Here is a 23,267-nt window from a genome sequence, read left to right on the forward strand (position 1 = left end):
ACGATACGAGGTTTATAAAAACATTAGGAAACGGGCAGTAATTTTTGGACTGCCCATTTCCCTGTTTGCCTTGATGATGGTTTCAATTCTTGCATCATTATTAATCATCATTTTCTCTTTCAGTTTTGTGATGATAATTGGCATACTCATTTTCAATGCAGCTTTATATGTTGCCTTGACACGCATAACCAACGATCCACAACTTTTTCAGATAGCAAAAGCCTTTCCAAGAATTATAAGTAATAAAAGAAATTCAGGCTTCGATTATGAACAAGATTAATATTTCAGCATATCAACCTATTGTAGATATTCAAGACCACATCATATTTGCCAACAATGGCAATGTGGTTTTATGCTATGAAGGGAATCTACCAGAAATCTATTCTTTGTCCGAAAAGGATTTTGAGGATATGCATAGTGCATGGTTTCAAGCTTTGAAATCATTACCAATTGGTACTGTAGTTCACAAACAAGACATTTACCTTAAGAAATCTTATTCTTCAGAACAACTTCCAAACACTACCTTTTTAGAAAAAGCCACACACGAACATTTTAAAGGTCGTGGACATATAGAGCATAAGTGTTATCTATTCTTCATCTTAACCAAGAATAAAGCACTTAACAATCCGAAATATGTCAATCCGTTCAGAAAAATTTCAAAGGGAATTGTACAGGAACTAGATGATAACATTAAGAGCTTTGCCAATTCTGTAAGCGATTCTGTTTCTTTTATAAACAATAGCCGAAAAATGGCCTTTCTTCCACTTAAATCGGAAGATATTCAGAAACTCACAAATGGTTATTTCAATGGTTTCAATGAAGGATTTGATACCGATATTTTACTAGAAAAGAAAAGCGTCAATGTTGGCGAAAACCATTTTGATGCGCTTGCCATCAACAGCGAATTATGCTTTGGCGAAAACGTACAAAGTAGCAAAACCAATGAGAAATTCACTTCGGACGATTTTGTGTTTCATCAAGGGTTTATTGATGGTCTAGGACTTACACTTAATGAAAACCATATTGTTAACCAGATTCTTTATTTGGATGACAAACAAAAGTGGCGCAAGCTATTGGATAAGAAAATAGAAGAACTTAATAAAAGTTCCAATTTTGGTTCACAGAATAAGGTGGTTCTTGGTAAAATTCAGCACATTTTAGACCAAATTAATGCAGATGATAATTCACGTATTATTCGTGGTCATCTCAATATTATTTATTGGTCTAAGGATGCTAAAGAGCTGGACAAGATAACTTCCAAAATTAAAACGGAATTCAAGGAATTAGATATCATTCCTTATTATCCAAGAGGCGAAGAACGCAAAAATTATATCCTGAATAGTTACTGTTGCTTTTCTTCCAATTTCTCGAATAATGATTTATATGTTACCGATTTAAAGCATGCACTTTGCTTATTTATTAATAATACCAATTACAAATCGGATAAAACAGGTATCATCTTTAATGACAGGGAACATAACATTCCGGTATTAAAAGATGTTTGGGATGAAAAAAAGAAACGAATAAAGGCACGTAACTTTGCCATTTTCGCACCTACAGGCGAAGGCAAATCGTTTTTAGCAAATAACATTCTGCGCCAATATTTTGAAAGTGGTGTAAGATTGGTCATCATAGATTTAGGTGGTTCTTATACCAAATTCGCCAAACTCTATCCTGAAAAATATACCGTATTACGATATGAAAGCGGAAAGAACCTAGGTATCAATCCTTTTTACATTAGTGACGTAAAAGATTTGACACCTGAACGGTTAGAGGATTTATCAGTATTTCTTTTTGAATTGTTTGCTTCAGATTTAAAAGTAACAAAAGCGCAATCGGTTTCCGTTAAGAAAATATTACGTCATTATTACAATAGCACTTCAGAAAATCATTCTTTGGAAGGTTATTACAACTTTATAGAAAAGCATCAGAAAGATCTTCTGACTACCCTTAAAATCCATCCCGACTACTTTAATGTTACCAGCTTCTTGCATGTGATGTCTGAGTACGTTGGCGATGGTCTATATAGTTTTCTATTTGAGGTTAGCGAAGACCAGACCTATAAAATAGAAGACAAACGATTGATTGTTTTTGAACTAGACGAAGTAAAAGACAATAAGGAAATTTTGTCCGTAATGTTGAAGCTCATTAAGTCTGCCATCCAACGAACTATTTGGAAAAACAGAGCAGAAAAGGGCATCATCCTTTTCGATGAGTTTGCTAAACAACTGAAGTTTGAAAATGTACTGGAAAGTGTAGAATTCTATTATCAAGCTATTCGTAAACAAAATGGCGCTATTGGAATTATACTGCAATCCATTAATCAACTTCCGAATAATTCAACATCTGCCAGCATTCTAGAGAATACCCAAGTCATTTACAGTCTCAATAATGAAAAAGGCTATGAAGAACTGGTTAAAAGACTCAATCTATCTAGCCACGACTTAAACCAATTAAAATCCATTAAAAACAATCTTTCTGGTCCACGGAAGTATACCGAAATGTTTATCAAAATCGGAAAGGAAAGCAACATTTTTAGGCTTGAAGTGCCTAAAGAAGTGTACGCAGCCTATTTAACCGATGGACAAGAAAACGAAGACATAATGAAGTTCTATGAAGAGCATCATGACATGCAAAAAGCAATAATTCAATTCACATCTAAAACGTAATATTATGAAAAACAAAATCAGAATTTTAGTAATGGTAGTAGCATTAATGCTATTAATTCCATCAAAGGCAACAAGCCAAGGAATGCCAACTTATGACAACACCAATTTTATTAGTTTGGTAAAACAACTTGTGGAATCTGGTAAACAGACAGCTCAAATGATTAAGTCTGTGAAATTTTTAAAGGATGCAAAAGAAGCAATAGAAAAAGTTTCGAGTGTAGTGCAACAGCTTAGAGCGGTTGAGGAAATTGCACAAAACAATCAACGCCTTATTCAGATTATGCAAAATGATTTACAAGACATCTTGAACTCGCCTTATATAAAACCAGATGAAGTTACTAAGGTTGTAGAATCATTCGATGCCATAGTTCAAAACTCATTGGACACCGTCGAATTTATAGGTGAAATTTTATCCAGCGATAATCTTAAAATGACAGACGCCGAACGTGCAGAAGTACTAAAAGAAAAAGAACTGGAATCGAAGGAAATGGTTTCAAATATCAAGACAAAAACGAAACGTTATAGGGATATTATATCCTTCAGAAAAATGCAGGATAAAGTCAATAATCGCGAAACAAACTATTAGAAATGACCGCAACCATCATCTTAGGAATTGGGCTAGAATATATCGACACGGTGTTTCAAACCATACAGAACAGTAGTTTTTCGCAATATACCATTGCAGGAATGAAAACGCTTGCTGTTTTGTTTTTTCTAGTCAACATTCTTAAAAAGTACAATGAAGGGATTGCGGATAAAGATGGTTATTCTTGGGGATTGAGTCCTGGCGAACTAGCAAAGAATTTTGCTGTGGTACTCTTGGTTATATTTTCAACTCAGATTTTAGGGTTTTTTGACAGTATTCTTGTTGCAGTTGAAGGACAATATCGAGGTACTGCACCTGCTTTGTTGCCTTTACAGATGCAGGATATTCCTATTGAAGAAGATGTAAATTTTATCGAAGCAGCGCAAGCTGCTATGGCATTACTTTACGAAGCTTTGATAACACCTCTATACGGATTCAAAATACTTGCTTTCATAGTGAGTCTATTTTTATGGATTCTAGACTTGTTTATCTACCCGCTTTTTTTAGCAGAACGCTTCTTTCTTTTAGGCATTATGCAGGCATTTTTTCCATTGATTATAAGTCTGGCAGTATTTGAAAAATTCCGATCACTTGCCTACACGTTTTTTAAACTTTATGCAGCTGTCTATATGTTAGTGCCAGCATTTTTTCTAGTCAATGTATTTGTCAACGCCATCTATACTGAAATTAACACCAATTTCTGGACCAACTTGTTTGGTACCGATTTTGGCCAGGGCTTCTTTGCGCCTGTTGTACAATTAGGATCGGTAGGCTTTATCGTATTCCTGAAATTCAAGTTATACAAACGCGCTACATCTTTTACGCTTAGATTGTTTACCAGCTAATTCAACTCACAATGAAAACACCTTATAAAAACATTTACAACGTCTTAAAACTGAATCGATTTATCGTTTTAGCAGTAGTGGTTTGTGCTTTGCTATCCAGTAGTTTTTCAGTTTGGATGGCATTTACCACAAACAAAAATGCGATGAATAGCGCATTTGCCATTAATACAGATGGCAGTATCATTCCGCTGAAGCTCGTTAACCAAAAAGAAAATTTTAAAGTTGAAGCTTTGGCACATTTAGAATTGTTTCACAATTACTTCTACAACATTGATGCAAGTAACTATGAAAAGAATCTGAAAAAAGCGCTTTGGCTTGGTAATAGTTCAGTCGACAATCTATATCGCCAGAAAAAAGCTGATGGTGTCTATAATCGATTATTGCAATATTCCTTAGTGCAAAAAGTACTGAGTATCGATTCTCAGATAACAGAAAATAATGGCTCGTATGGTTTTACTACAACGACCATTTTTGAAATCAATAGAGGTTCTATAGTAGATACTTATGAATTAGTTTCCACCGGAAACCTAATTATGGTTGACCGAAACTTTCCCAACAATCCACATGGACTTTTAATTACAAATTACTTCGAAAACACTTTAAAAAAACTAAGCGATGAAAATAGAAAAGAATAAAATAGTATTTATTGCAGTATTGGCTATTGTTTTCATATTCCTGATTTCCTATTCCGTGATGGTAATGGGCGATGATGACAATGAAAATGACAACCTTGAACAGACCTTAATACCAGATTTGGAAGAAAACCAAAAAGAGTACGATTCTAAATTGGACGCTCTTAATGATTTAAAAGAAGTGCGTGAAAACAATGCACCGAGTATATATGATGAAAAACTAATTGATTCATTAGGCTATTACGATCCAGATCTTCCAGAGCGTGAAAAGAAACGTATTGTAGATAGTATTTACAATGCAGGTAAAATTCAATATTCCGAAAAAAGATATCAAAATTTCGGACAAAAGAAAGTTGAGAAGAAGCAAACTGTAGAAATTGATTCTTCAGAAATACTAAGAGAACTTAAAATCAAAGCCAAAGAATTGAGCCTAGAACATCAATTGTTTTTTGCTACTGCACCCAAACCCAATGAGCTTGCAATTATTGGTAACACAGATGCTACCATTTATGTGGTTGTTGATGGCGACCAAGTTGTAAAGGCGAATACCAGATTAAGAATGCGACTTACAAAAGCTGCAACAATAAATGGCAAACTAATGAAAAAGAACACGCCTGTTTTTGGCTTTATCAGTTTTCAACCTAATCGTGCATTAATTGAGATAGAAAACATTAAGCATCATCCCACAAAGCTTAAAGCTTTCGATTTACAGGATGGTAGTGAAGGCATTTATGTAGAAAACAACTTTAGAGCTGAAGCGACCAGTGAAGTTCTGGACGATGTTATAGGCGATATCAATATCCCGACTGTTCCGCAAGTTGGTGGCATTACAAAAGTATTAAGACGTAGTAACCGAAACGTAAAGGTTACTGTACTGAACAATTATAAACTTATTTTAAAACCTAAATTATGAGACCGATACTATTTATATTATCCGTATTGTTTGCCACTTTAGTGGAAGCACAAACAACAGAAATCCTTGATACTATTTATGCAAACGACAGCAAAAATGTCGCACTCTTTTTTCCAGAGCCTATACGACAAGGCATTACTGGCTCAGAAAATTTTGTATTCACTTACAATCGTGAAAAAGAGCAATATTTCGGCTTACTGCAAGCCCAACCAGGAAAAGAAAGTAATCTGCTGGTAATCAATAGAAATGGCTCAATTTTTTCGTATATTGTAAGGTATAAAGCGCAGCTTTCAAAACTCAATTATTTTGTCCCATTATCTAACAGTATTGGGAATGAAAAGCCAAAATTGGCAGACTCTATTCAGACTGAAACTTCTGAAAAAAGTATTGATAATGATACGTATTATTATCAAAAATTCTGCTCTTATCTTCTTGATAGAAGACAATATCTAGGAAGACACACAAGACGAAATAACGGTGTTATAATGAGGCTTGAAAATATTGTTTTTGATAAAGAAGAGCTCTACTTCGTTATTCAAATTAGGAATAATTCTACTTTGGATTACGATTTAAATTTCTTGAACCTTTCTATCGAGACTCGACAAAAAGGAAAAAAGAAATCTTTACAACGTTTGTACATAGAGCCTATTTTTAAACATCATCTGCCTTCGAAAATTGTGGTAAATGAAACGGTAAGACTTATATATGTTATGCCCAAATTTTCATTATCTAATGACAGAAGGGTAATTTTAGAATTAAACGAGAAAGATGGCGAACGAAATATAGAAATGAAAGTATCACATAAATATATCAATAACCCAAATTAATAATATTATGAAAACATTAATCACTTCCGTTCTCGCATTACTAATTTTCTCTTGTGCAGAAAAACAAAATCTGACTCATACCGAAACAGCTAAAATCGTTGTGGAAAGTTTCTATAAAAAGGACAATTCTACATTAAAAAAGCACACCACTTCTGACGGTTATACTGGCTTAATTATGATTCAAGACATGATACCAGATGAAGATAAAGATGCCAATGTAGAAATATTAGATGAAGCATTAGAAGGCGATTTGGCTTGGGTAAAATACAATTCATCCTATGATAAAAGTCCTGGTGTTTTTAAACTGGTCAAAGAGAATGGACAATGGAAAGTAACTAGCAAGAAGCCACGGGAACGAGGTCCATTTTAAATAGTTTCAAGTTATTACCACATGAGAGAAACCAGAAAATTTTAAGTTATCCTTTTGTAGTGACTTAATTAATCATCGGATGATAATAGTCCAAAAATCGATAACAACGCTGCACCACCTAAAATCCAAGCTAAAGCATTTGGGTTTTTATCTATCTCTTTTTTTAATTTTGTTATATTTTGGTCTAACTGGTTAATTGCTTTTTGAGGATAGTTTCTATCAAAAATTATATATGGACTTTTGAAATTTGGATCTATCTGAACAGTATTCTCAATCATTAATATGGATGGAACATTAGATACATTTGCCAATTGCCATTCTTTTAAAACCCTGTCTCTTTCCTGACCTTGACCTGTGATTATTCCAATAAATAAATTTGACTTATTGATATTAACTTTAGTTAATGAACTCATTTCTAAATGAAAATCATTGCTCTGCGTAATTGTAACACCTTTTTTGTAAAGTTCACTCGAAAGCAAAGTTAAAAGGTACTGGTCTGTATCATTAATTGAATATGATATAAATGTTCTCATTTTACTTTATTTTTAAAGGTTTGTATGTACTCATAGTATTCTGGAAAAAAAAGCTTTTGAATTTTTTCCTGTAAAATCAGTTTACTTAAAAACTGACTTCCATTCCAACATTCGTAATGGTATTTATCTTTACATTGATTATTTAGCCTTTCAAATAATTCCGTAACTCCTGAAGTTGCAGTCTTTTTGCAGACAAGTAAATAACCCTGTGCATTATATGAGTGAATTAAAGTGGGTATATTAATAGATTTGAGATGTGAAGGCGATACAGAATCTTCTCTAAATTTACATTGTATTACCCATCTCCTCTTAAAAACTTTTATATCATCCGAGAGATCAAACTCAATTAATATGTCTCTCCCACCATCAGTTCCTTCTCCAGTTTCATGAACAAGAACATTAGTAATACTGTTATCTGGTATTTCTTTAAGTTCGCGGAAATATGAGGCTGTTAATTGTTCAAATACTTTATCATCCTCTATTTCATCAAAAGTTAATCTCATTTATGGCTTTTTTATTAATGCTTTATTTTAGCAATTAGTTTAAATACGTCATTTTACCTTTTAATAAATTTAGAATTACCATTTATTTACCACCTATTAGACCACCTATTAGACCACCTATTAGACCACCTATTAGACCACCTAAACTTAAATCAACTTCTTGAATCGTAAAAGCCATTTTTAAAAAGTTTTCAGAAAATTAAATTTCTTTTTAATAAGTTTTTTTACCTCATTACTATTTATTAATTCGCTAACAGTTTAAATAGATTTCAATTTCTCTAATAACTCTTTATTAATAACATACTTTCTAGTCTTGTTTGCTCCTATGAAGTCTATAAGTTTATGTTCATTCATTAAAGTCATATCTCTTTGCATAGTTGCTCTACCAACATCAAAAGTATCTTGAAGACTTCTTAAACTTAGGCTTTCCTCTATATAAAGTAAAACAAGTTCTTGTTTAAGTCTACTTTTTACCGCATCATTTGTTGCATCACTTATTGCATCATTTATCGCATCACTTATTGCAGTATTTACTGCATCACTTATTGCATCATTTGTCGCATCAATGTTTTTATTTTTTAAATCAGAATGTCTTTTAGCTACAGAAGCTAGAGGTCCATTAAAAGTTAAAATAACTTCTCCTTTACTTTGTTTCCAAGTTGGGGATTTAAGTCCTGCAATTTTACATTCTTCATTTATCTTAACTGTTCCTCTTCCTAGTTTATCAATTAAACCTCTGAGAAAAACAATATGAGCGATATCTGGATTAACAGGAAAAGAGCGATGATTCTTTTTTAAATCTCGTATAGCAATTTCTTCAGGTAATTTACCACTATTAGCTATAACAAGTTTATCAGGATATATGCTTATGGTTAATTGACTATTATAACTACTGTAGTCTCTATGCATTAAAGCATTAATAATTCCTTCCTGTAATGCTTTTACTGGATATCTAAAGTCTATTCGTTTCCAATTTTTATCATCAAAATGACTCTTTGTTCCTAAATTGTAAATATAACTTTCAAGCTTATCTCTTAAAACAAATAGATTTCCTTCTAAAGCTTCATCACGAATTAGACTATTATCAGTTTTGCTATTAGCATATTCCGTTATTCTAACTCTAGATTGTGGAAGAAACTTAGATGTATTTTTTGAGAATAAAATTACACAAGCATTAGTATACGCACCATTAGTCATTAAACCATAATGGTTTAAAAATTCTTGTAAATCATTACCTTGATAACTGCTTCTATAATTTTCTTTAGATTCTATTAATGTATTCTTAATAAGCTTATGGTCTAAATCATCCCAAGCAAATCCTAAAAAAACTTGTCGCTCCCAATGTTGTTCATCAACTTCTCTTTGATGTATTAATCTTGATATTTCTTTTGAAGTAGCTTTAACCGTATTAGAACCTCTACGATAGTAGATATTACCATCATAAATATAAGGCTGCTTGCTTCCTTCGGAAACTTTAAGAATAATAATGGCTTTATCATTAATGTGTTCAATCGATAAATCTATGGGTGTGTCCGGAACTATTTCTTCAATTAGGTGTTTTCTTAAATCCTCACTAACTTGTTCAACATTATCTATTCCTTTTATTTCTCCTTTATCTGAAATACCTATTAAAACTCGTCCACCTTCAGAATTTAAGAGCGCGCTTACAGAATTACCAATCGGTTTTTTATTAGCATTTATCTTAAATTCTATGGCGTTAGTCTCGCCTTCTTTAAGAATGTCCTTTATTTCTTTATTTCTTGTCATCCTTTAAAGCATTTAAATCGTTAGTAAGTCTGGTTTTGTTCTCAAATTGACTTGCAACAAACGGTGCGCCATCCTTTGCAAACTTATAAAACTCATGCGCCCACAATCGTTTTTCCATTGGCTCTCCGTCTCCAATAGCCTCATTATACATATCAATAACCCTTAAATCGTCCATTAATGGTGTCTTCTTTAACAATTTAAAGTCATTTCTTTTACCATCTTCATCATACATAAATTGCTTTAATAAAGTACGAGCAAATGTAACAGAACTGTGAGCCAAAAAACCTCTAGGCTTATCCAATTCTATTGCTCTCTGAAATTCTAAATGTGTTATTCCAGACCCATAATGCGGTAAAATTATTCCAAAGAAAAAATCACATTCTTCAACTGCTTTTAAACAAGATTCGGTTGGCGATTTTCCAGGAATGTTGTAAACAGTTCCCATATGAGAACAAATAACATCATATCCATAACCTTTTAATATCCCGAAAATTTGTTCAATTTCAGTTTTGAAGTGGTATACCGTTGAAGACAACATTATCTTTAAAGGTTTTTCTGCCATATATTTAATTTCTTTTTTCTTCAAATAAAACTTTAAAGATAATAAATGTATTTTTTAGATAAAGGTAACAGGTCTATTTAAATATCGACCTAGCCTCTTCATAAACCCTATCAAAATTAGCTTGTAAGTCAGCTTCAGAATAGTCTTGTTGTTTTGTTGGTAATCGCTTTTCAATTTTTTGAAGTTTAAATTGTACTTTCCTGTCCTTTCCATCAGCGAACGTAATAAATTCGCCTTCTTTCAGTCTGAAAAACACATCAGCTCTAATTTTAGCTACTTCACGCTCTCCTGTTGTAATTCTAGTATCAAAATTAAGATTATGACCTCTGTTTACGCTTGTAGTTTCTTTCTTTACAATTTCAAAAAAGCGTTCGTAATATTTCGCTGTGTCTGGATCGTTTACCTTTCCGAAGAATTGATAGGATAAATTACTTAAAATCGCTTTACTTGCCTTATCGCCATACATCATATCGTTTTGAATTTTATCTTGCATCACGTAAATCGTAGCAATATCATAACTACGTAATGTGGCAGGAATTCTATGCATATTCAACAATCTAATCGTTGGTGCTTCTTCCATCAATAAAAACGAAGCATTAGAATTTCTCACACTCATTTGCTTTGTAATCGTGTGAATAATAGTTGCTATAATTGGCGAATAGGCAGTCTCGTATTTCGGATTATTGACTACTGAAATTACTAAAGGTTGTTCCTGACTATTTATATCTAATGGAACATCATCTGCGGATAAGGTCATAAAAATACGTTGGGTACTTATTTTTTTGAGCGCATTGGCCAAAGTGCTTTTTACACCAGCCGTTTGTCTGTCCGAATCCTTACCACTAATAAAAGCATCAGCCATCGCTCTCGATGTTGTATTCTTACTCAAAAATGCAATTAGACTTGAAGTATTGAGATATTGGTAAACAGCTATTAAGTGTGGCAATGTACAATATTGCGGATGTGAGGTTCTTAACTTCCAAATCAATCCTCCAATTAAGCCTTCTGCTGCATCATTGAAAAATTTTGTTGTTCCTATACTTCCGGACTCTCTTTGTTCTAATAAGTTTTCTATAAGTACTCTTGCAACCTCATTTACGCTTTCTTCATTGGTCATATATCTTGGTGCAATTGGATTCACTCGATCATGAATATTATCGAATGAAATCACTTTGAAATCAATCTCGTTTTTTTCAAATAAGGGAAATGCCATTTCTGTGATTTCAAAATTCTTGTAATCGTGAATCACACCAGAAAATTTATGCTTGCTGAAATGCTGAAGAAAATTAAAAACGACGCTTTCTGTTTTTCCGCTTCCTGCAGAACCAATAATTGAAGCGCCTCGTTTGATGTTGTTTATTTTGAAATTTCCACGCTTTACTTTAAAATGAACTTGGTGTTTATCATTGGAATCCAAAATTTCATTTTCCTTGTGAAGAAATACATATAAAACTGTATTAATCAGTAAAAGCGGACAACCAATATATAGAAGCTGGATAACCCAATGCATTAAATAAGGACTTAATTTAAAAAGTAGTCCTAAGCAAATTACAGTTAAAATAAGATTTATAAAAAAAGCATATCGGGTCATTTTGAAAAGACTAGAGAACACTAAGCTCATTCCAAATAATAACCCAATCGTAAATGTGATTCCTTGTATTTCCATTTTATATACCTATTGAACCTGATTTAATTGCTATGTCCACACCACGTTTTAAATACCTTATGGTTTTAAGCGCTATTTGGACTTGATTTGTTGGAATACTTGCAATGGGTACTCCAGATTTAGCAAGCATTTTAAAAGCAACTGCTTTTTCGCTTGCAGGCAATCCTAACAATGTTGTGAAGTACAGCTTTGGATTTTTAATAAAATCTTTCTTCGATTTATAGGATTCTGCATAGTTGCGTTTATAGCCAAAAGTTTTATCAAACGTGCTTTCTGCTTTTGTAAAAAATGCATCTCTGTCGAATCCACGTTTTACTAATTTTCCATTCATCGTAACTTCTGAAGCTTTGTATTTAGATCCTGGCGATAAACTCACAGAATTTGATGCATCCTTTCGACTCACGATAATATGAATATGACTTTGATTACCCGCTTTTTTCATCCCTTGAACAATTCGTTTTCCATTTTGTTGGTGTGGTGCTTCGGCTTCAAGTTTAATTATTTGGGATTTCATTTTTTTAATATTTCCATCTAATTGATGATTCTCTATTTTCCGAATGTCAGTTTTTAGCTGAAGTATTTTAGTGGCAAAAGGTTGGTTTTCTTTTACCTGTTTATCTGTGCCTTTAAATTTTCGTTGATGCTCAATTTTCGCATAATACTTTATGTCGTCAACGGTTATTGGCTTACCATTAATTTCTCGATTAAAGGACCTTGCATAATCGTTCATTATGGCTCTGGTATATTTCTTTAAATCTTCAGAATTATTCTGTAATTTTCTCAATTCATATTTACTAGGACTAACTGTAATTGAATAAAATTTAGGTTCTTTCTTTTTGAGTTTTGCAGTATTGCCATCGATTTCTTTTACCACTTCTTTGGCGTCAATTTCATCTCCATATTGATTGAAAAAATGTTCCACATCTTCTTGCTCCAAACCTTGATTTTCCTTCTCCAGATACTCAGCAAAATCCGCAGAACTTTGTGAATAATCTCCTCCTAATTTTTGAGCTGTGATTGTGATATACATAATATTATAATTGATTATTTGAATCATTTTTTTCTACAAATAGTACTTCCTTCTCTTTGATCTCTTTCTCTAAAATCAATTTTTCTTTCTTTGGTTCAAACTCCATAAATAAAGATTGCAACATTGCAGTTGTTGGTTTGTCATGGTTCTTTTCGATGTCTTTTATAATCGCAATTACTGCTTCAGTACGTTTACGATTCTTTAATAGTTCAATCAAAAGACTTGGCTCTTTTTTATCAAATGGCGAGAACCCGTGCCATTCAAAAAAATCGACCATTGCATCCAAAGTTTCCGATTGTGGTTTAGCAAATTTTTTTGATAGTTTACGAAAACGCTTTACCACATGGCGCTTTAAATTGATTGCTAAATAGTCGTATTCATATTTGTTCTTAACTTTCATTTTTCAATAAACTTTTTCAATGTTTCTGGTGCATTTCGCATGGTTTTCAATAAACTTTTGGAATATAGCTATCCAAATAAGTGTTCAAAAACCAAATAAACAACTGATATTCAATGAATTGAATATCAAATCAATATATATAACATCGCGCTAGCGTGTTACCCTCTTGCTATTCCTTTTCGTCCAGCTCGCTGGACAAAAAAAATACCATTTCATCCAAAAATGTAATGGCTTTTTAACGATTGCTAATTGTAATTCGATTTTTTAAGAGTGTTATTCTTGAAGTTTAAAAGTATCTTTAAGGAATGGCTCTTTTTGTTGCAGAATATAAAATAACATGACAAAAAAGACCTCTAAATAATTAGAGGTCCTGGGTTAATAATTCAATTATAAATCTTTTAAATGTTAAAAACATAACTGTAAGTGTATAAATTTTTAATCATTTCTTCGTCTATCAGGCTATCATAATCTGCGCCAGTTTCGTCAACATACTTTTTAATGGAATCTCCATAAAGATATGTAACGTGTTCTCTTGAAACTTGTAAAAGTTCCTCTTGCTTTTCCGAACTCAAATCTTGAAATTTAATATAAATCATATCTCAAAAATTTAATATTCACTTGGAAGCATCAGCGTATTATCTACAAAAAATAATCGCAATTCATCCAAAGGAAAATCGGTTACATTATATCGGTGCGTTTCAAAAATTTTATCATTTCCATCACTATAATTAATGATGGCTTCACATTGCTTTTCAAACTGTTCCTTTTCAGAAAGTCGTTTAAAATCGATGGTAATAAATTCACTTCTGTTCGATAAACTTTTTGCAATTACGGATGCATCTGTAATCAACCAAAAGCATTCCGCTTCGTTGGCTAAATATTTTAATCCATCTGTAAAACGAGTTCCAATTAATGGAATTTTAAAGAACATTTCTGTACCACAAAAATGTTGCAAATCGGCTTTTATTTTGTTAACTTTATCATTCATTGTAATTCTATTTAATAAGATTAATAATGAAAAAGAGAGCGCATCTTTCCATAGGAACGCTCTCTTTTAATTTTCAATTATTCCGTAGCGTTATCGCCTTTAATTCCTAAAAGAAGAATTTCATCTACGACCACTTCGGTAACGTATCTTTTTTCTCCCTCTTTAGTTTCATAAGAGCGTGAGGTTAATTTGCCTTCAAGTGCTACTTCTTTTCCTTTGCCAACATATTTCTCTACGATTTCGGCAATCTTTCCCCATGCTACAATATTGTGCCATTGGGTGTTTGTCACTTTTTCGCCTTTAGAATCCTTATAAGATTCATTTGTAGCGATTGAAAATTTTGCAACTTTCTTTCCACTTTCAAGGTTTGTGATTTCTGGCTCGTTTCCTACGTTGCCAATTAACTGTACTTTGTTTCTCAGAGTACTCATAATTAAAAAATTTAAAGATTAATATTGACCTATCTGAACTATTCAGAAAGGCTTTGTTATTGATTTACTTATTATATCCAAAGCGTTTTCCTTTTTTTGTTTTTTTAACTTTTGTTCCGCTTCCTTTTTATTGATTTTGTAAGATTTCATAAGATTCATTTTAGATTTACTTCCCATAGAGCCGACGCTGTTACCTTCTTTTTGTTGCTTAGTGCTTTCGATATTCAGCTTTGTTTAGACATATAAAAAGTGCGAGGCACGAGCCTGATTATGCTGTCGTTCAAAGCTGAATGTTGTTATTTTGCTGTCAAAAAAAGGTATGACGGCGTTGGATTACGGAAGTGATTCTAAATTCTTTGTGAAATACAAAATCATAGGAAGTGGAACAAAATGCAAATACATTTTTCCTTATTTGGCGGACTTGATTCGCGCTTTTTACTTGTAATGAAGTGTTCCTTTCCAGAGAATCGGAAAGGGTTAACGGAATGAAAAGTCAAAAGTGTGGATTATGTCCAAGACCTTTGATAATGAAGCTCTTTTTCTGAAATGTAGTTTTTACGGAATGGAAGGAAATGTGCTGAATGGGATGGTAAGATAATCTTCCTATTATTTGAATTTTTATTTTAAAACAGCTTCTCTTGAATATCTAGAATACCATCGTTTTTGGAAACTTTGTTCTTTTTCAAAATGTCTTTTAGAGCTTTTCGTCGTTTATCATAAATCCATTTTCTAAGATTATTCAGCATACCCATTTCATAATCCGAAAGCTCTTTTGGTGCTATTTCAATCATAGCTTCTAGTTGGTCTTTACTTTTGTTCTGCATTGCATATTGAAGTCCTAACCATGTGTAAATATTTGCCCATTCTCTTTGCATAGGTGCTTCATATGTTCTGGGCATTATGTAAGCTAAAGCCTCTGTAAGTGATGCCATTTTTTCATGTGTCATTGAGCAAATGATTCTTGATAATTTTATCCTTCCAAGTATGTCTTTTGGTATGGTGTCTTGCCATGCGGATTTAAAAACAATAATTGGACTAGCAAGGCAATCCATAAAATCGAAAACGAAATCGCTCTTATCCTCCTTAGTTGGTTTTACTACTTTTTCTTTTGCTAATATCGGCTTACATTCAAAACCGAAATCAAACTGAACTACTTTTAAATTTTCCATGATGTGAGATTTTAAACCTGTCTGCCGACAGGCAGGTTAAACACTATCTAATAGTACTTGATAATTCGCAGGATGCTTTTCTCTGTAATAAGCTAAATGACTTTCTCCACTATCGACATCGTAATTTTCACTACTTACTCGATAATGTTCTTCTACTTCTTGTAATGACATGTTGGGTTTTTCGGATACGTGTTTCATAATTCTAAGATTTTTTGATTAAACAATATTTGAGCAGTAACTAAACGGAAGCTAAAATCACAGCTCAAAAGGAAACGGAATAAATAAGCGTTGGATGATGGGTAGGCTTTATGCCGTAGTCTTTTGATGGGTGTATTTTACGAGTTTACCTTTGCGCTGATATTGATTGAATACTTTCTACTTACCCATTTTCATGAACGACTATATAAAAAAAATAAGAGCCAGCACGAATGCTGACCCTTACTTCCAACAACAAAAGCTAATCGTTTAATTTCTGAATTTTCTTTTCAAGATTTCCTATTCGCTCTTTCAAACGTGTTTCACGCTTGTTTCTCTCTTCTACATATTCCTTTTCAATATTGGCAATTTTGGTTTTATAATACCCTTGCATCGCATTGTAGAATGAAATGTTTGTCAGGTTATTAACGTGATTGCTTTCGCCAAAATGTACTTGCTTGGTAAGAATGTACCGAATCAACTTATAAAAGGTTTCCTTTTTGAAATTCTTTTTGAAGTTCTCGACAGTTTCCACATCAGTCTTCTTAGATGTGTTGCCCAATAATTTCGAAAAGTGTTTTTGTCGACCTACATAATCCACATTGTTTTCAAATACCGTTAATGAGAAAGCCACCATTTCATCTGTTGAAAGTGCTTTCTTCTTTTCAATATAATCGGTTTGGCGAATCATCTGAACCATATCCTCAAACTGCTTGTTATGCTCAATGTGTCTTTTACGAATTTCTCTTTCATTGATTTTTACAATTTGTTCTTCAGGTGTACAATCCGCCATTTTTCTATTGGCCATTGGTTCAGAATATGTAAAATTTTCAGTTTTTGAATCTTCTTTTATCTTCACAAAAACTACTTTGTGTACATACGTTTTTGGATGAAACATAATGCCATTTACAAATCCATTTTCCTTTGCAGAATTGTATGTTTCCAACTCTTCCTTGTAATTCTCAATCGCTTCTTCAAGTTCAGTTTTTAGCTCATCTTCAGAATAGTCATAATGTTGGTATTCTGTCTTAATTGCTTCTATTGTTGGTTCAATTGGTTCTTCAATTATTTCAACATCATCCAGAAGATAGACTTTCATTCCATTTTTTTCCAATTGCGATATAATGAGCTGATTATTGTCGTCATCAGCCCAATACTTGCGAATTTCAGGAATCAATAGTACATTCTTTTTCTTCGATTTCTCAATCAAGTTCAAAAACGACTTGCTCTTCTTTGTTTCATAACAAGCTGATTTTGTACAAACCATTTTACCATCGCCAAACAAATTACCTTGATTTGCTGCGTTGAACGGACATGTTGTACAAGCACCAACTTTAGTAATCAGTTTTTCATCGACTACATCAAAAGGTGCTTTCTCTAAATCATAGGTCTGGTTTTTAATCATCTGATTAATTTGATGTGCATTAAATTCTTCTCCCATTGTTTCCAGCATCATTTGCTGTTCCTCTGGCTCGAAAAGCGCAACACCTACTCCTAACGAAATAGTCATTTCGCCATTACGAACAAATACTTTAAAACCTTCAATTAGACCTGCTAATTTTAAACGTTGCCTTACAAAGTTTTCTGTTCTTCCAAACCGTTTTGAAATCTCCGTTGGCGAATATTTTTCGCTTAGGAATGCTACTGCTTCTGCTTCTTCGGTAGGTTCAACATCCTGTCTTTGTAGGTTTTCGATAATTTGAATTTCCAGAACATTATTATTAGAATATTCCCTTACGATACTCGGAATTGTTTTCTTTTTTGCCAATTTACTTGCGCGAAACCTACGCTCTCCCATTACGATGATGTAATCTTTTCCAGATTTTCGGACTGTAATAGGTTGCAGAACACCGTGTTCTTCGATGCTTTCAGACAGTTGCTTAAGAGCTTCCTCGTTAAAGGTTTTTCTTGGTTGCATCGAGTCTGGAATAATCCTGCCGATACTTAGCTCTTGAACTTGAAGTCCATTGGCGCTTTGTGTCAATTTCTTCTTGACTTCATTTTTAACGGTGGCTGTTGCCTCTCCGTTTTTGCTTACAGTACTTGCTTTTGTTGTCATAATACTTAAATTTTAGATTAAACAATATTTTTGCAGAACCCAAACGGAAGACAAAATTTCTGCTCAAAAGGAAACGGAATAAATGAGTTGTGGACGAGGCGTTGGCTTTATGCCGTAGTCTTTTGATGATAATATTTTGCGAGTTTATCTTTGTACCGATATTGATATAGATATCTCTCCCTCTTTTAAGCGGACGCTATTTCAAAATTTTATATTGGGAATGTAGTGTTCCTGCTCCCAAAGTTTTGGGATTAGGCAGGATTAAGCGAAGTGGAAATCTAAAACTTTGGAATTGTGTCCAAGATCTCTGTTAGTGAAGCTCTTTTCTTGGAATGTAGAGCAACAAAATGTAGGGAAATGTGCTGAATGGCTTGTTAACTTTTAAATTCAGTACCTAACTCGGCATCATCTTTTTTTAATGCTTCACATGTATTATCTAGCAAAGTTTCTAACTCCTCCCATAAAAACTTCCGTAGAGTTGGAATTTCATTTTCATTTAAATGCTTTTGAATTGCTAGATGCAATTGGTATAAACATTCATAATCATTAGGATAGAACATCTTAACATTAGTATGCTTATACCTTTCTTTAATTTCGTTTCTAAATAATGTTAAAAACTGATTTGTATTTTTATTTAAAGCTTGAAATAGCACCTGACCGTCTAGATATGCTATGAAATCTTTGTTGAATTTTTTATCTTTAAAAAGCTCGTCTAGTTTTTCGTATTCCTCCTTTGTAAGTACTTCAATAAGTTGATTACTTTCCTCTTTTACTAACTCTTTATCAAGTGCAGTATGAAGTTCTATAATCTTATCCCTTATAGGCTGTACAATTGGATTGCTTACTTCAAAATGAATCATATTATCGTAAAACCTACGGTCTATTTCATTTTTTTTTGAAGCAATTTGAATACCTGTGAATAGCTTTTTTTCTATTTCATCATTTGTATAGTCTATTAGACCTTTTTCTGCAAAGAAATGATAGAAGCCAGATAATTGCTCATAAGAATACATACTATAAGCACCTTCTTCTAAATACTTTAATACATCTGCGGTATAGGTTGCAAACTCATCGTCTGTAAATTTCCTAAAATTATAACTCATAAGATTACTAAAAGCCTCTTGTTCCTTTGTCGGTTGTTCTGGTTTTCTTTTTTCTAATTCTTTAGAAAGCTTATCAACATTTAAATAACCTGATAGCACGTAAGTGTAAGCACTCTCATAGAAATGATAATCTTCTAATCTGTTACTTACATACTTTAGATAAAATGTTTCGGCATAAGTTTTTTCCTTTTCAGGCTCTTCTTTCTTGCCTAGAATATTAACTCTTAGTCTATCTGATTCTACTTCTTGATACCAGAAATAAGTAGTGTTACCTAATCCTTTGTAGTCATGGGATTCATTGGATTTTAAAAAGCCTCTTTTAAATTCAATAGAAAGAATAGCAGTTAAGAACAGTAATTCTTTTTTTAATTCATCTTCAATATCAATAATACGTTTTAAAACATTTTGAAGGCTATCTAGGAAAAATGAAATAATCCTTATGTTATCTTCTTTCTGCTCATCAAATATTCGGAATATGTAGTTTTCGTTCTTTTTCAAAAACAATAAAAAAGCTTTATCGTTTTCATACTTATTAAAAAGTTGTGGAATTACACTTTTAAGTTCTGGCTTATAATTTAAGACTCGTCCTATAACTTTTTCTTTAATGCTGTAGTAATTTGTTTTTTGATTTTCATCTGTCTCAAAAATCTTGTCCTCATCAGCTAGAATTAAGCACTTAAGATTTTTGTGTTCTACAAAACCATTTATAAAACCTAGCAATTCTTTCATTGGTATTCTACAGCGTTCTAAATCATCGAAACAGATAAATTTCTTTGAGAAATCAAAATTATCTACACCAATACCTTGAAACAAATCAGATGGGTCAACCTTTATAAAAGCTTTACTAGCCGATTTTATAAGATTACCACTAATTGTTGCTAATGCTTTTAATGTTTTGTTTTGAGCTTTATCAAAATACGGTATAAGCTTAAAGAAAAGTTGTTTTTGTAACGCATCTATGGTTTTTATTCCATTAAGAGATATGTAGATGGTATCAAGATTCTTTTGTTGAATTAATGGTAATAATGTGTCTTTCCAGAAAAATGTTTTTCCTGTTCCCCAACCACCGTTAAGAAGTAAGGCATATTGGGTGTTTTGCGTTTCTATATACTCTACAACTATTGAAGCTATATTTTCGGAATTCATTTAAAAAAGATATTAGCTCTACAAGTTAAACAATAGTATAAGATTAATTTATAAAAATTAATCTTATACTATTTATAGCTTCAATTCTTTTAATCAACCCATTTCATGCGCTGTAATCTAACCGCATTCAATATTGCTAACAATGCAACACCAACATCTGCAAATACTGCCTCCCACATTGTTGCTAAACCACCTGCGCCTAAAATTAGAACAATCACTTTAACACCGAATGCGAGTATGATATTTTGCCACACAATCTTTCGGGTTGAACGACTAATTTTAATGGCTTTTACCACTTTTGAAGGTTGGTCGGTTTGAATAATAACATCTGCTGTTTCAATGGCGACATCGCTTCCTAAACCACCCATTGCAATACCAACATCACTTGCTGCTAAAACTGGTGCATCATTAATACCATCGCCTATAAAAGCAATCTTATTTTTAGGGTCTTGTTTTAAAATTTCAACTTCATTTAATTTATCTTCTGGTAACAAACCGCCTTTAGCAATTTCTATATTTAATTCGGAAGCTACTTTTTGGGTAATGGAATCCTTATCTCCAGAAAGCATCATTATATTTTTGACACCTACTTTATGCAATGCTGTAATCGTTTCTTTTGCATCTTCTTTTAATTCATCTGCAATAACCACATAACCTGCAAATTTGTCATCAATAGCAACCAAAACAATCGATTCTACAATGGTTTCGGTTTCCTCTAAAACATTAATTTCATTCGCTGTCATTAGGGCTTTATTACCAACTAAAACAGTCTTACCATTTACGATACCTTTTAAACCTTTTCCTGCTATTTCAGATACTTTGGAAGCCTCATAATCTGCACCTTCATCTTTATATTCTAAAATGGCTTTCGCGATTGGGTGTGTGGATTGTTCTTCCATAGCCATAAGGTATTTCATAAACTCTTTTTCATCCCAATTTATGGCTTTAATCTCCTTGATTTTAAAGACACCTTTTGTTACCGTTCCTGTTTTATCCATTACCAATGTGTTTATCTTGGTCATGGCATCTAAAAACGAAGCTCCTTTAAACAAAATTCCATTTTTAGAAGCTGCTCCCAAACCACCGAAATAACCCAATGGAATGGATATAACCAGAGCACAAGGACAGGATATAACCAAAAATATTAAGGCACGATACAACCAATCTCTAAACACATAATCATCTACAAAAAGGTAAGGAATGAAAGTAACACCTATAGCCAAGAAAACAACAATGGGTGTGTAAATTCGAGCAAATTGTCTGATGAATAATTCTGTTTTTGATTTTCGCGCTGTGGCATTCTGTACCATATCGAGAATTCGAGCAATTGAACTATCCTTAAACTCTTTTGTGGTTTCGATTTCTATAACATCATCCATATTAATACTCCCTGCAAATACTTTTTCGCCTTTTGCAATCGTATCAGGTTTGCTTTCGCCTGTCAATGCCGCTGTATTAAATGAACCCTTTTCGGAAAGTAGAATACCGTCTAAAGGAATTTTTTCTCCCACACGGACTTGAACTTTTTCTCCAATTTCAACCGTCTCTGGACTTACAGAAATGTAATCATTATTCCGATATACTAAAGCTTCATTAGGGCGTACATCGAGCAATGCTTTAATATTACTTTTTGCTCGATTGACTGCTGCACTCTGAAATAATTCTCCAACCGCATAAAAAAGCATTACTGCCACACCTTCGGGATATTCGCCAATAATGAATGCTCCTATGGTAGCAATAGACATTAAAAGGAACTCGGTAAAAAAATCGCCACTTTTAATGCTTTTCCAGCCTTCCTTTATAACAGGAAATCCAACTGGAATATAAGCTATAACATACCAAAGAATACGAATCCAACCAGAAAAATGTGGAAATACTTCAAAATAATCAACAGTAATTCCAACTATCAACATTACGAAACTGAAAATAGCTGGTAAATAGGTTTCAATATTTGAAACTTTTTTAGGACTGCTATGGTTATGACCATCATCGTGACTATGTTGTCCATCAGAACCTGGCTTTAAATCTCTTAGATTAACTTTCTTTTTTTTCATCAAGTTTTGTTTTAGCAACAACTTTTGTTTTGTTGAATTGGTGGACAAGGAACTGTACCATAAGAGCAATACACACAACAATCTCCTTCTTTTGGTTTCATTACCGTTTTGCAGTTATCACATTCATAGAAGAATTGGCAAGCATTTGTTGGCATATCTTCTTCTTTTTTATGACCACAGTTTGGGCAAGTGATTACTGATTTTAATATAATTTTCATTAGTTTTCTATTTTGTCAGTTATTTTGTAACCAGTTGAAATTATTGCTTTCTCAATTTCCCTCTTATTGGTTTTAGTTTTGTCAAATTCAATAATTGCATTACCCTTTTTGTATGAAGTATTTGAGTTAATAATTCCGTTGAGTTTATTTACTTCATGATTTACGTGTTCTTCGCAACTCGCACAGGTCATTCCATCTATTTTATATTCTGTTATTTTGATGTTTGATTTATCAACTACTATGACTTGCTTTTCTGTGTTTGGATAAAAAATACTTGAGTAATATGGAAACGCCAACATTATAATTGCGAATACTGTAATAATCCCTAGAAAGGTTTTTGATTGAATAAATTTTGGTTTTTCATCTGTTTCACATTCACAATCGATTTCGTTTTCTGGTTTCAGTTTTTGATACCAAGCAAAGACAAGTACTAATATTGTAAGTCCTATTAAATAAGGTCTAAATGGTTCTATCCAAGAAAAAGTTGAAGCTACACCACTTGTTCCTGCAATTAAAGCCAAAACAGGTGTGATACAACACAATGAAGCCGTAATTGCCGTTAGTAAACTAGTGATGACTAATTTGTTTTTCATAATTACTT

Annotated in this window: 26 protein-coding genes; 8 read left to right on the forward strand and 18 right to left on the reverse strand. The window is 32.8% G+C overall.

Features of this window, described 5'->3' with window-relative positions; all coding sequences use genetic code 11:
• Positions 1-12 precede the first annotated feature (12 nt).
• The gene (locus Q0870_RS08080; protein WP_298554629.1) at positions 13-150 is read right to left on the reverse strand and encodes a hypothetical protein; all 138 of its coding nucleotides are present in this window, start codon (positions 148-150) and stop codon (positions 13-15) included.
• Here Q0870_RS08080 and Q0870_RS08085 point away from each other — a divergent pair.
• The 8 genes from Q0870_RS08085 (at position 86) to Q0870_RS08120 (ending at position 6,842) form a co-directional block, all read left to right on the forward strand.
• Positions 86-280 carry a hypothetical protein gene (locus tag Q0870_RS08085; protein ID WP_298554616.1) on the forward strand — a complete coding sequence of 65 codons (195 nt, stop codon included), beginning with the start codon at positions 86-88 and terminating at the stop codon, positions 278-280. The two genes, Q0870_RS08080 and Q0870_RS08085, sit on opposite strands and share 65 nt — an antisense overlap.
• On the forward strand, positions 267-2,669 hold the full coding sequence (locus tag Q0870_RS08090) for a TraG family conjugative transposon ATPase (protein WP_298554289.1): 2,403 nt from the start codon (positions 267-269) through the stop codon (positions 2,667-2,669). Before Q0870_RS08085 ends, Q0870_RS08090 begins: the two co-directional genes overlap by 14 nt.
• 4 nt (positions 2,670-2,673) lie before the next feature.
• A complete protein-coding gene (locus Q0870_RS08095) occupies positions 2,674-3,255 on the forward strand; it encodes a conjugal transfer protein (RefSeq protein ID WP_298554292.1) in 582 nt (193 codons plus the stop codon).
• A 2-nt stretch (positions 3,256-3,257) separates the two neighbouring features.
• A complete protein-coding gene (locus Q0870_RS08100; protein ID WP_298554297.1) occupies positions 3,258-4,100 on the forward strand; it encodes a hypothetical protein in 843 nt (280 codons plus the stop codon).
• An 11-nt stretch (positions 4,101-4,111) separates the two neighbouring features.
• A complete protein-coding gene (locus Q0870_RS08105) occupies positions 4,112-4,735 on the forward strand; it encodes a conjugal transfer protein TraK (RefSeq protein ID WP_298554300.1) in 624 nt (207 codons plus the stop codon).
• Positions 4,716-5,645 carry a conjugative transposon protein TraM gene (gene traM / locus Q0870_RS08110; protein WP_298554303.1) on the forward strand — a complete coding sequence of 310 codons (930 nt, stop codon included), beginning with the start codon at positions 4,716-4,718 and terminating at the stop codon, positions 5,643-5,645. Before Q0870_RS08105 ends, traM begins: the two co-directional genes overlap by 20 nt.
• Complete coding sequence (locus Q0870_RS08115; protein WP_298554306.1) at positions 5,642-6,472, forward strand: DUF4138 domain-containing protein; 831 nt, start codon at positions 5,642-5,644, stop codon at positions 6,470-6,472. The genes traM and Q0870_RS08115 overlap by 4 nt, the downstream gene beginning before the upstream one ends.
• Before the next feature lie 100 nt (positions 6,473-6,572).
• Positions 6,573-6,842, forward strand: a complete 270-nt coding sequence (locus Q0870_RS08120; RefSeq protein ID WP_298554309.1) for a hypothetical protein — start codon at positions 6,573-6,575, stop codon at positions 6,840-6,842.
• Between the two features lie 68 nt (positions 6,843-6,910).
• Here Q0870_RS08120 and Q0870_RS08125 read toward each other — a convergent pair whose 3' ends face one another.
• From Q0870_RS08125 to merTP, 17 genes are all read right to left on the reverse strand, one after another.
• Entirely contained in the window at positions 6,911-7,375 is a 465-nt protein-coding gene (locus Q0870_RS08125; protein WP_298554311.1) for a hypothetical protein, read from the reverse strand.
• A complete protein-coding gene (locus tag Q0870_RS08130) occupies positions 7,372-7,878 on the reverse strand; it encodes a restriction endonuclease (RefSeq protein WP_298554314.1) in 507 nt (168 codons plus the stop codon). The genes Q0870_RS08125 and Q0870_RS08130 overlap by 4 nt, the downstream gene beginning before the upstream one ends.
• A 258-nt stretch (positions 7,879-8,136) precedes the next feature.
• Positions 8,137-9,645, reverse strand: coding sequence for an RNA-binding domain-containing protein (locus Q0870_RS08135; RefSeq protein ID WP_298554317.1), 1,509 nt, complete (start codon positions 9,643-9,645; stop codon positions 8,137-8,139).
• Positions 9,632-10,231, reverse strand: a complete 600-nt coding sequence (locus Q0870_RS08140) for a DUF4062 domain-containing protein (RefSeq protein WP_298554320.1) — start codon at positions 10,229-10,231, stop codon at positions 9,632-9,634. Before Q0870_RS08140 ends, Q0870_RS08135 begins: the two co-directional genes overlap by 14 nt.
• A 49-nt stretch (positions 10,232-10,280) precedes the next feature.
• Entirely contained in the window at positions 10,281-11,873 is a 1,593-nt protein-coding gene (locus Q0870_RS08145) for a type IV secretory system conjugative DNA transfer family protein (protein ID WP_298554323.1), read from the reverse strand.
• Between the two features lies 1 nt (position 11,874).
• Positions 11,875-12,903 (reverse strand): MobB family relaxase, encoded by a 1,029-nt coding sequence (gene mobB, locus Q0870_RS08150; protein WP_298554619.1) that lies wholly within the window; start codon positions 12,901-12,903, stop codon positions 11,875-11,877.
• 4 nt (positions 12,904-12,907) lie between these two features.
• Positions 12,908-13,303 carry a BfmA/BtgA family mobilization protein gene (locus Q0870_RS08155; RefSeq protein ID WP_298554326.1) on the reverse strand — a complete coding sequence of 132 codons (396 nt, stop codon included), beginning with the start codon at positions 13,301-13,303 and terminating at the stop codon, positions 12,908-12,910.
• Between the two features lie 398 nt (positions 13,304-13,701).
• Positions 13,702-13,899 carry a hypothetical protein gene (locus Q0870_RS08160; RefSeq protein WP_034043620.1) on the reverse strand — a complete coding sequence of 66 codons (198 nt, stop codon included), beginning with the start codon at positions 13,897-13,899 and terminating at the stop codon, positions 13,702-13,704.
• Between the two features lie 11 nt (positions 13,900-13,910).
• On the reverse strand, positions 13,911-14,291 hold the full coding sequence (locus Q0870_RS08165; RefSeq protein ID WP_034043618.1) for a DUF6876 family protein: 381 nt from the start codon (positions 14,289-14,291) through the stop codon (positions 13,911-13,913).
• A 77-nt stretch (positions 14,292-14,368) separates the two neighbouring features.
• Entirely contained in the window at positions 14,369-14,722 is a 354-nt protein-coding gene (ssb, locus tag Q0870_RS08170) for a single-stranded DNA-binding protein (protein WP_034043616.1), read from the reverse strand.
• Between the two features lie 623 nt (positions 14,723-15,345).
• Entirely contained in the window at positions 15,346-15,891 is a 546-nt protein-coding gene (locus Q0870_RS08175; protein WP_298554333.1) for a hypothetical protein, read from the reverse strand.
• A 36-nt stretch (positions 15,892-15,927) separates the two neighbouring features.
• A complete protein-coding gene (locus Q0870_RS08180) occupies positions 15,928-16,089 on the reverse strand; it encodes a hypothetical protein (RefSeq protein ID WP_298554335.1) in 162 nt (53 codons plus the stop codon).
• Between the two features lie 259 nt (positions 16,090-16,348).
• On the reverse strand, positions 16,349-18,145 hold the full coding sequence (locus tag Q0870_RS08185) for a ParB/RepB/Spo0J family partition protein (RefSeq protein WP_298554337.1): 1,797 nt from the start codon (positions 18,143-18,145) through the stop codon (positions 16,349-16,351).
• Between the two features lie 374 nt (positions 18,146-18,519).
• Positions 18,520-20,394, reverse strand: a complete 1,875-nt coding sequence (locus Q0870_RS08190; protein ID WP_298554339.1) for a P-loop NTPase fold protein — start codon at positions 20,392-20,394, stop codon at positions 18,520-18,522.
• Positions 20,395-20,483: 89 nt separating this feature from the next.
• On the reverse strand, positions 20,484-22,448 hold the full coding sequence (locus Q0870_RS08195) for a heavy metal translocating P-type ATPase (RefSeq protein WP_298554341.1): 1,965 nt from the start codon (positions 22,446-22,448) through the stop codon (positions 20,484-20,486).
• A gap of 11 nt (positions 22,449-22,459) precedes the next feature.
• Positions 22,460-22,666, reverse strand: coding sequence for a GDCCVxC domain-containing (seleno)protein (locus Q0870_RS08200; RefSeq protein WP_034043606.1), 207 nt, complete (start codon positions 22,664-22,666; stop codon positions 22,460-22,462).
• Positions 22,666-23,259, reverse strand: coding sequence for a mercuric transport protein MerTP (gene merTP / locus Q0870_RS08205; RefSeq protein ID WP_298554342.1), 594 nt, complete (start codon positions 23,257-23,259; stop codon positions 22,666-22,668). The genes Q0870_RS08200 and merTP overlap by 1 nt, the downstream gene beginning before the upstream one ends.
• Positions 23,260-23,267: the final 8 nt, after the last annotated feature.

The sequence above is a fragment of the uncultured Algibacter sp. genome, assembly GCF_947487575.1.
Classification (GTDB): Bacteria; Bacteroidota; Bacteroidia; order Flavobacteriales; family Flavobacteriaceae; genus Algibacter_B.

What these genes read in the sequence shown, in the direction of transcription:
- Q0870_RS08080 (WP_298554629.1), bottom strand. Translation starts at nt 150, where the DNA reads ATGAGTATGCCAATTATCATCACAAAACTGAAAGAGAAAATGATGATT.
- Q0870_RS08090 (WP_298554289.1), top strand. Translation starts at nt 267, where the DNA reads ATGAACAAGATTAATATTTCAGCATATCAACCTATTGTAGATATTCAA.
- Q0870_RS08095 (WP_298554292.1), top strand. Translation starts at nt 2,674, where the DNA reads ATGAAAAACAAAATCAGAATTTTAGTAATGGTAGTAGCATTAATGCTA.
- Q0870_RS08100 (WP_298554297.1), top strand. Translation starts at nt 3,258, where the DNA reads ATGACCGCAACCATCATCTTAGGAATTGGGCTAGAATATATCGACACG.
- Q0870_RS08105 (WP_298554300.1), top strand. Translation starts at nt 4,112, where the DNA reads ATGAAAACACCTTATAAAAACATTTACAACGTCTTAAAACTGAATCGA.
- traM (WP_298554303.1), top strand. Translation starts at nt 4,716, where the DNA reads ATGAAAATAGAAAAGAATAAAATAGTATTTATTGCAGTATTGGCTATT.
- Q0870_RS08115 (WP_298554306.1), top strand. Translation starts at nt 5,642, where the DNA reads ATGAGACCGATACTATTTATATTATCCGTATTGTTTGCCACTTTAGTG.
- Q0870_RS08125 (WP_298554311.1), bottom strand. Translation starts at nt 7,375, where the DNA reads ATGAGAACATTTATATCATATTCAATTAATGATACAGACCAGTACCTT.
- Q0870_RS08130 (WP_298554314.1), bottom strand. Translation starts at nt 7,878, where the DNA reads ATGAGATTAACTTTTGATGAAATAGAGGATGATAAAGTATTTGAACAA.
- Q0870_RS08135 (WP_298554317.1), bottom strand. Translation starts at nt 9,645, where the DNA reads ATGACAAGAAATAAAGAAATAAAGGACATTCTTAAAGAAGGCGAGACT.
- Q0870_RS08145 (WP_298554323.1), bottom strand. Translation starts at nt 11,873, where the DNA reads ATGGAAATACAAGGAATCACATTTACGATTGGGTTATTATTTGGAATG.
- mobB (WP_298554619.1), bottom strand. Translation starts at nt 12,903, where the DNA reads ATGTATATCACAATCACAGCTCAAAAATTAGGAGGAGATTATTCACAA.
- Q0870_RS08155 (WP_298554326.1), bottom strand. Translation starts at nt 13,303, where the DNA reads ATGAAAGTTAAGAACAAATATGAATACGACTATTTAGCAATCAATTTA.
- Q0870_RS08160 (WP_034043620.1), bottom strand. Translation starts at nt 13,899, where the DNA reads ATGATTTATATTAAATTTCAAGATTTGAGTTCGGAAAAGCAAGAGGAA.
- Q0870_RS08165 (WP_034043618.1), bottom strand. Translation starts at nt 14,291, where the DNA reads ATGAATGATAAAGTTAACAAAATAAAAGCCGATTTGCAACATTTTTGT.
- ssb (WP_034043616.1), bottom strand. Translation starts at nt 14,722, where the DNA reads ATGAGTACTCTGAGAAACAAAGTACAGTTAATTGGCAACGTAGGAAAC.
- Q0870_RS08175 (WP_298554333.1), bottom strand. Translation starts at nt 15,891, where the DNA reads ATGGAAAATTTAAAAGTAGTTCAGTTTGATTTCGGTTTTGAATGTAAG.
- Q0870_RS08180 (WP_298554335.1), bottom strand. Translation starts at nt 16,089, where the DNA reads ATGAAACACGTATCCGAAAAACCCAACATGTCATTACAAGAAGTAGAA.
- Q0870_RS08185 (WP_298554337.1), bottom strand. Translation starts at nt 18,145, where the DNA reads ATGACAACAAAAGCAAGTACTGTAAGCAAAAACGGAGAGGCAACAGCC.
- Q0870_RS08190 (WP_298554339.1), bottom strand. Translation starts at nt 20,394, where the DNA reads ATGAATTCCGAAAATATAGCTTCAATAGTTGTAGAGTATATAGAAACG.
- Q0870_RS08195 (WP_298554341.1), bottom strand. Translation starts at nt 22,448, where the DNA reads ATGAAAAAAAAGAAAGTTAATCTAAGAGATTTAAAGCCAGGTTCTGAT.
- Q0870_RS08200 (WP_034043606.1), bottom strand. Translation starts at nt 22,666, where the DNA reads ATGAAAATTATATTAAAATCAGTAATCACTTGCCCAAACTGTGGTCAT.
- merTP (WP_298554342.1), bottom strand. Translation starts at nt 23,259, where the DNA reads ATGAAAAACAAATTAGTCATCACTAGTTTACTAACGGCAATTACGGCT.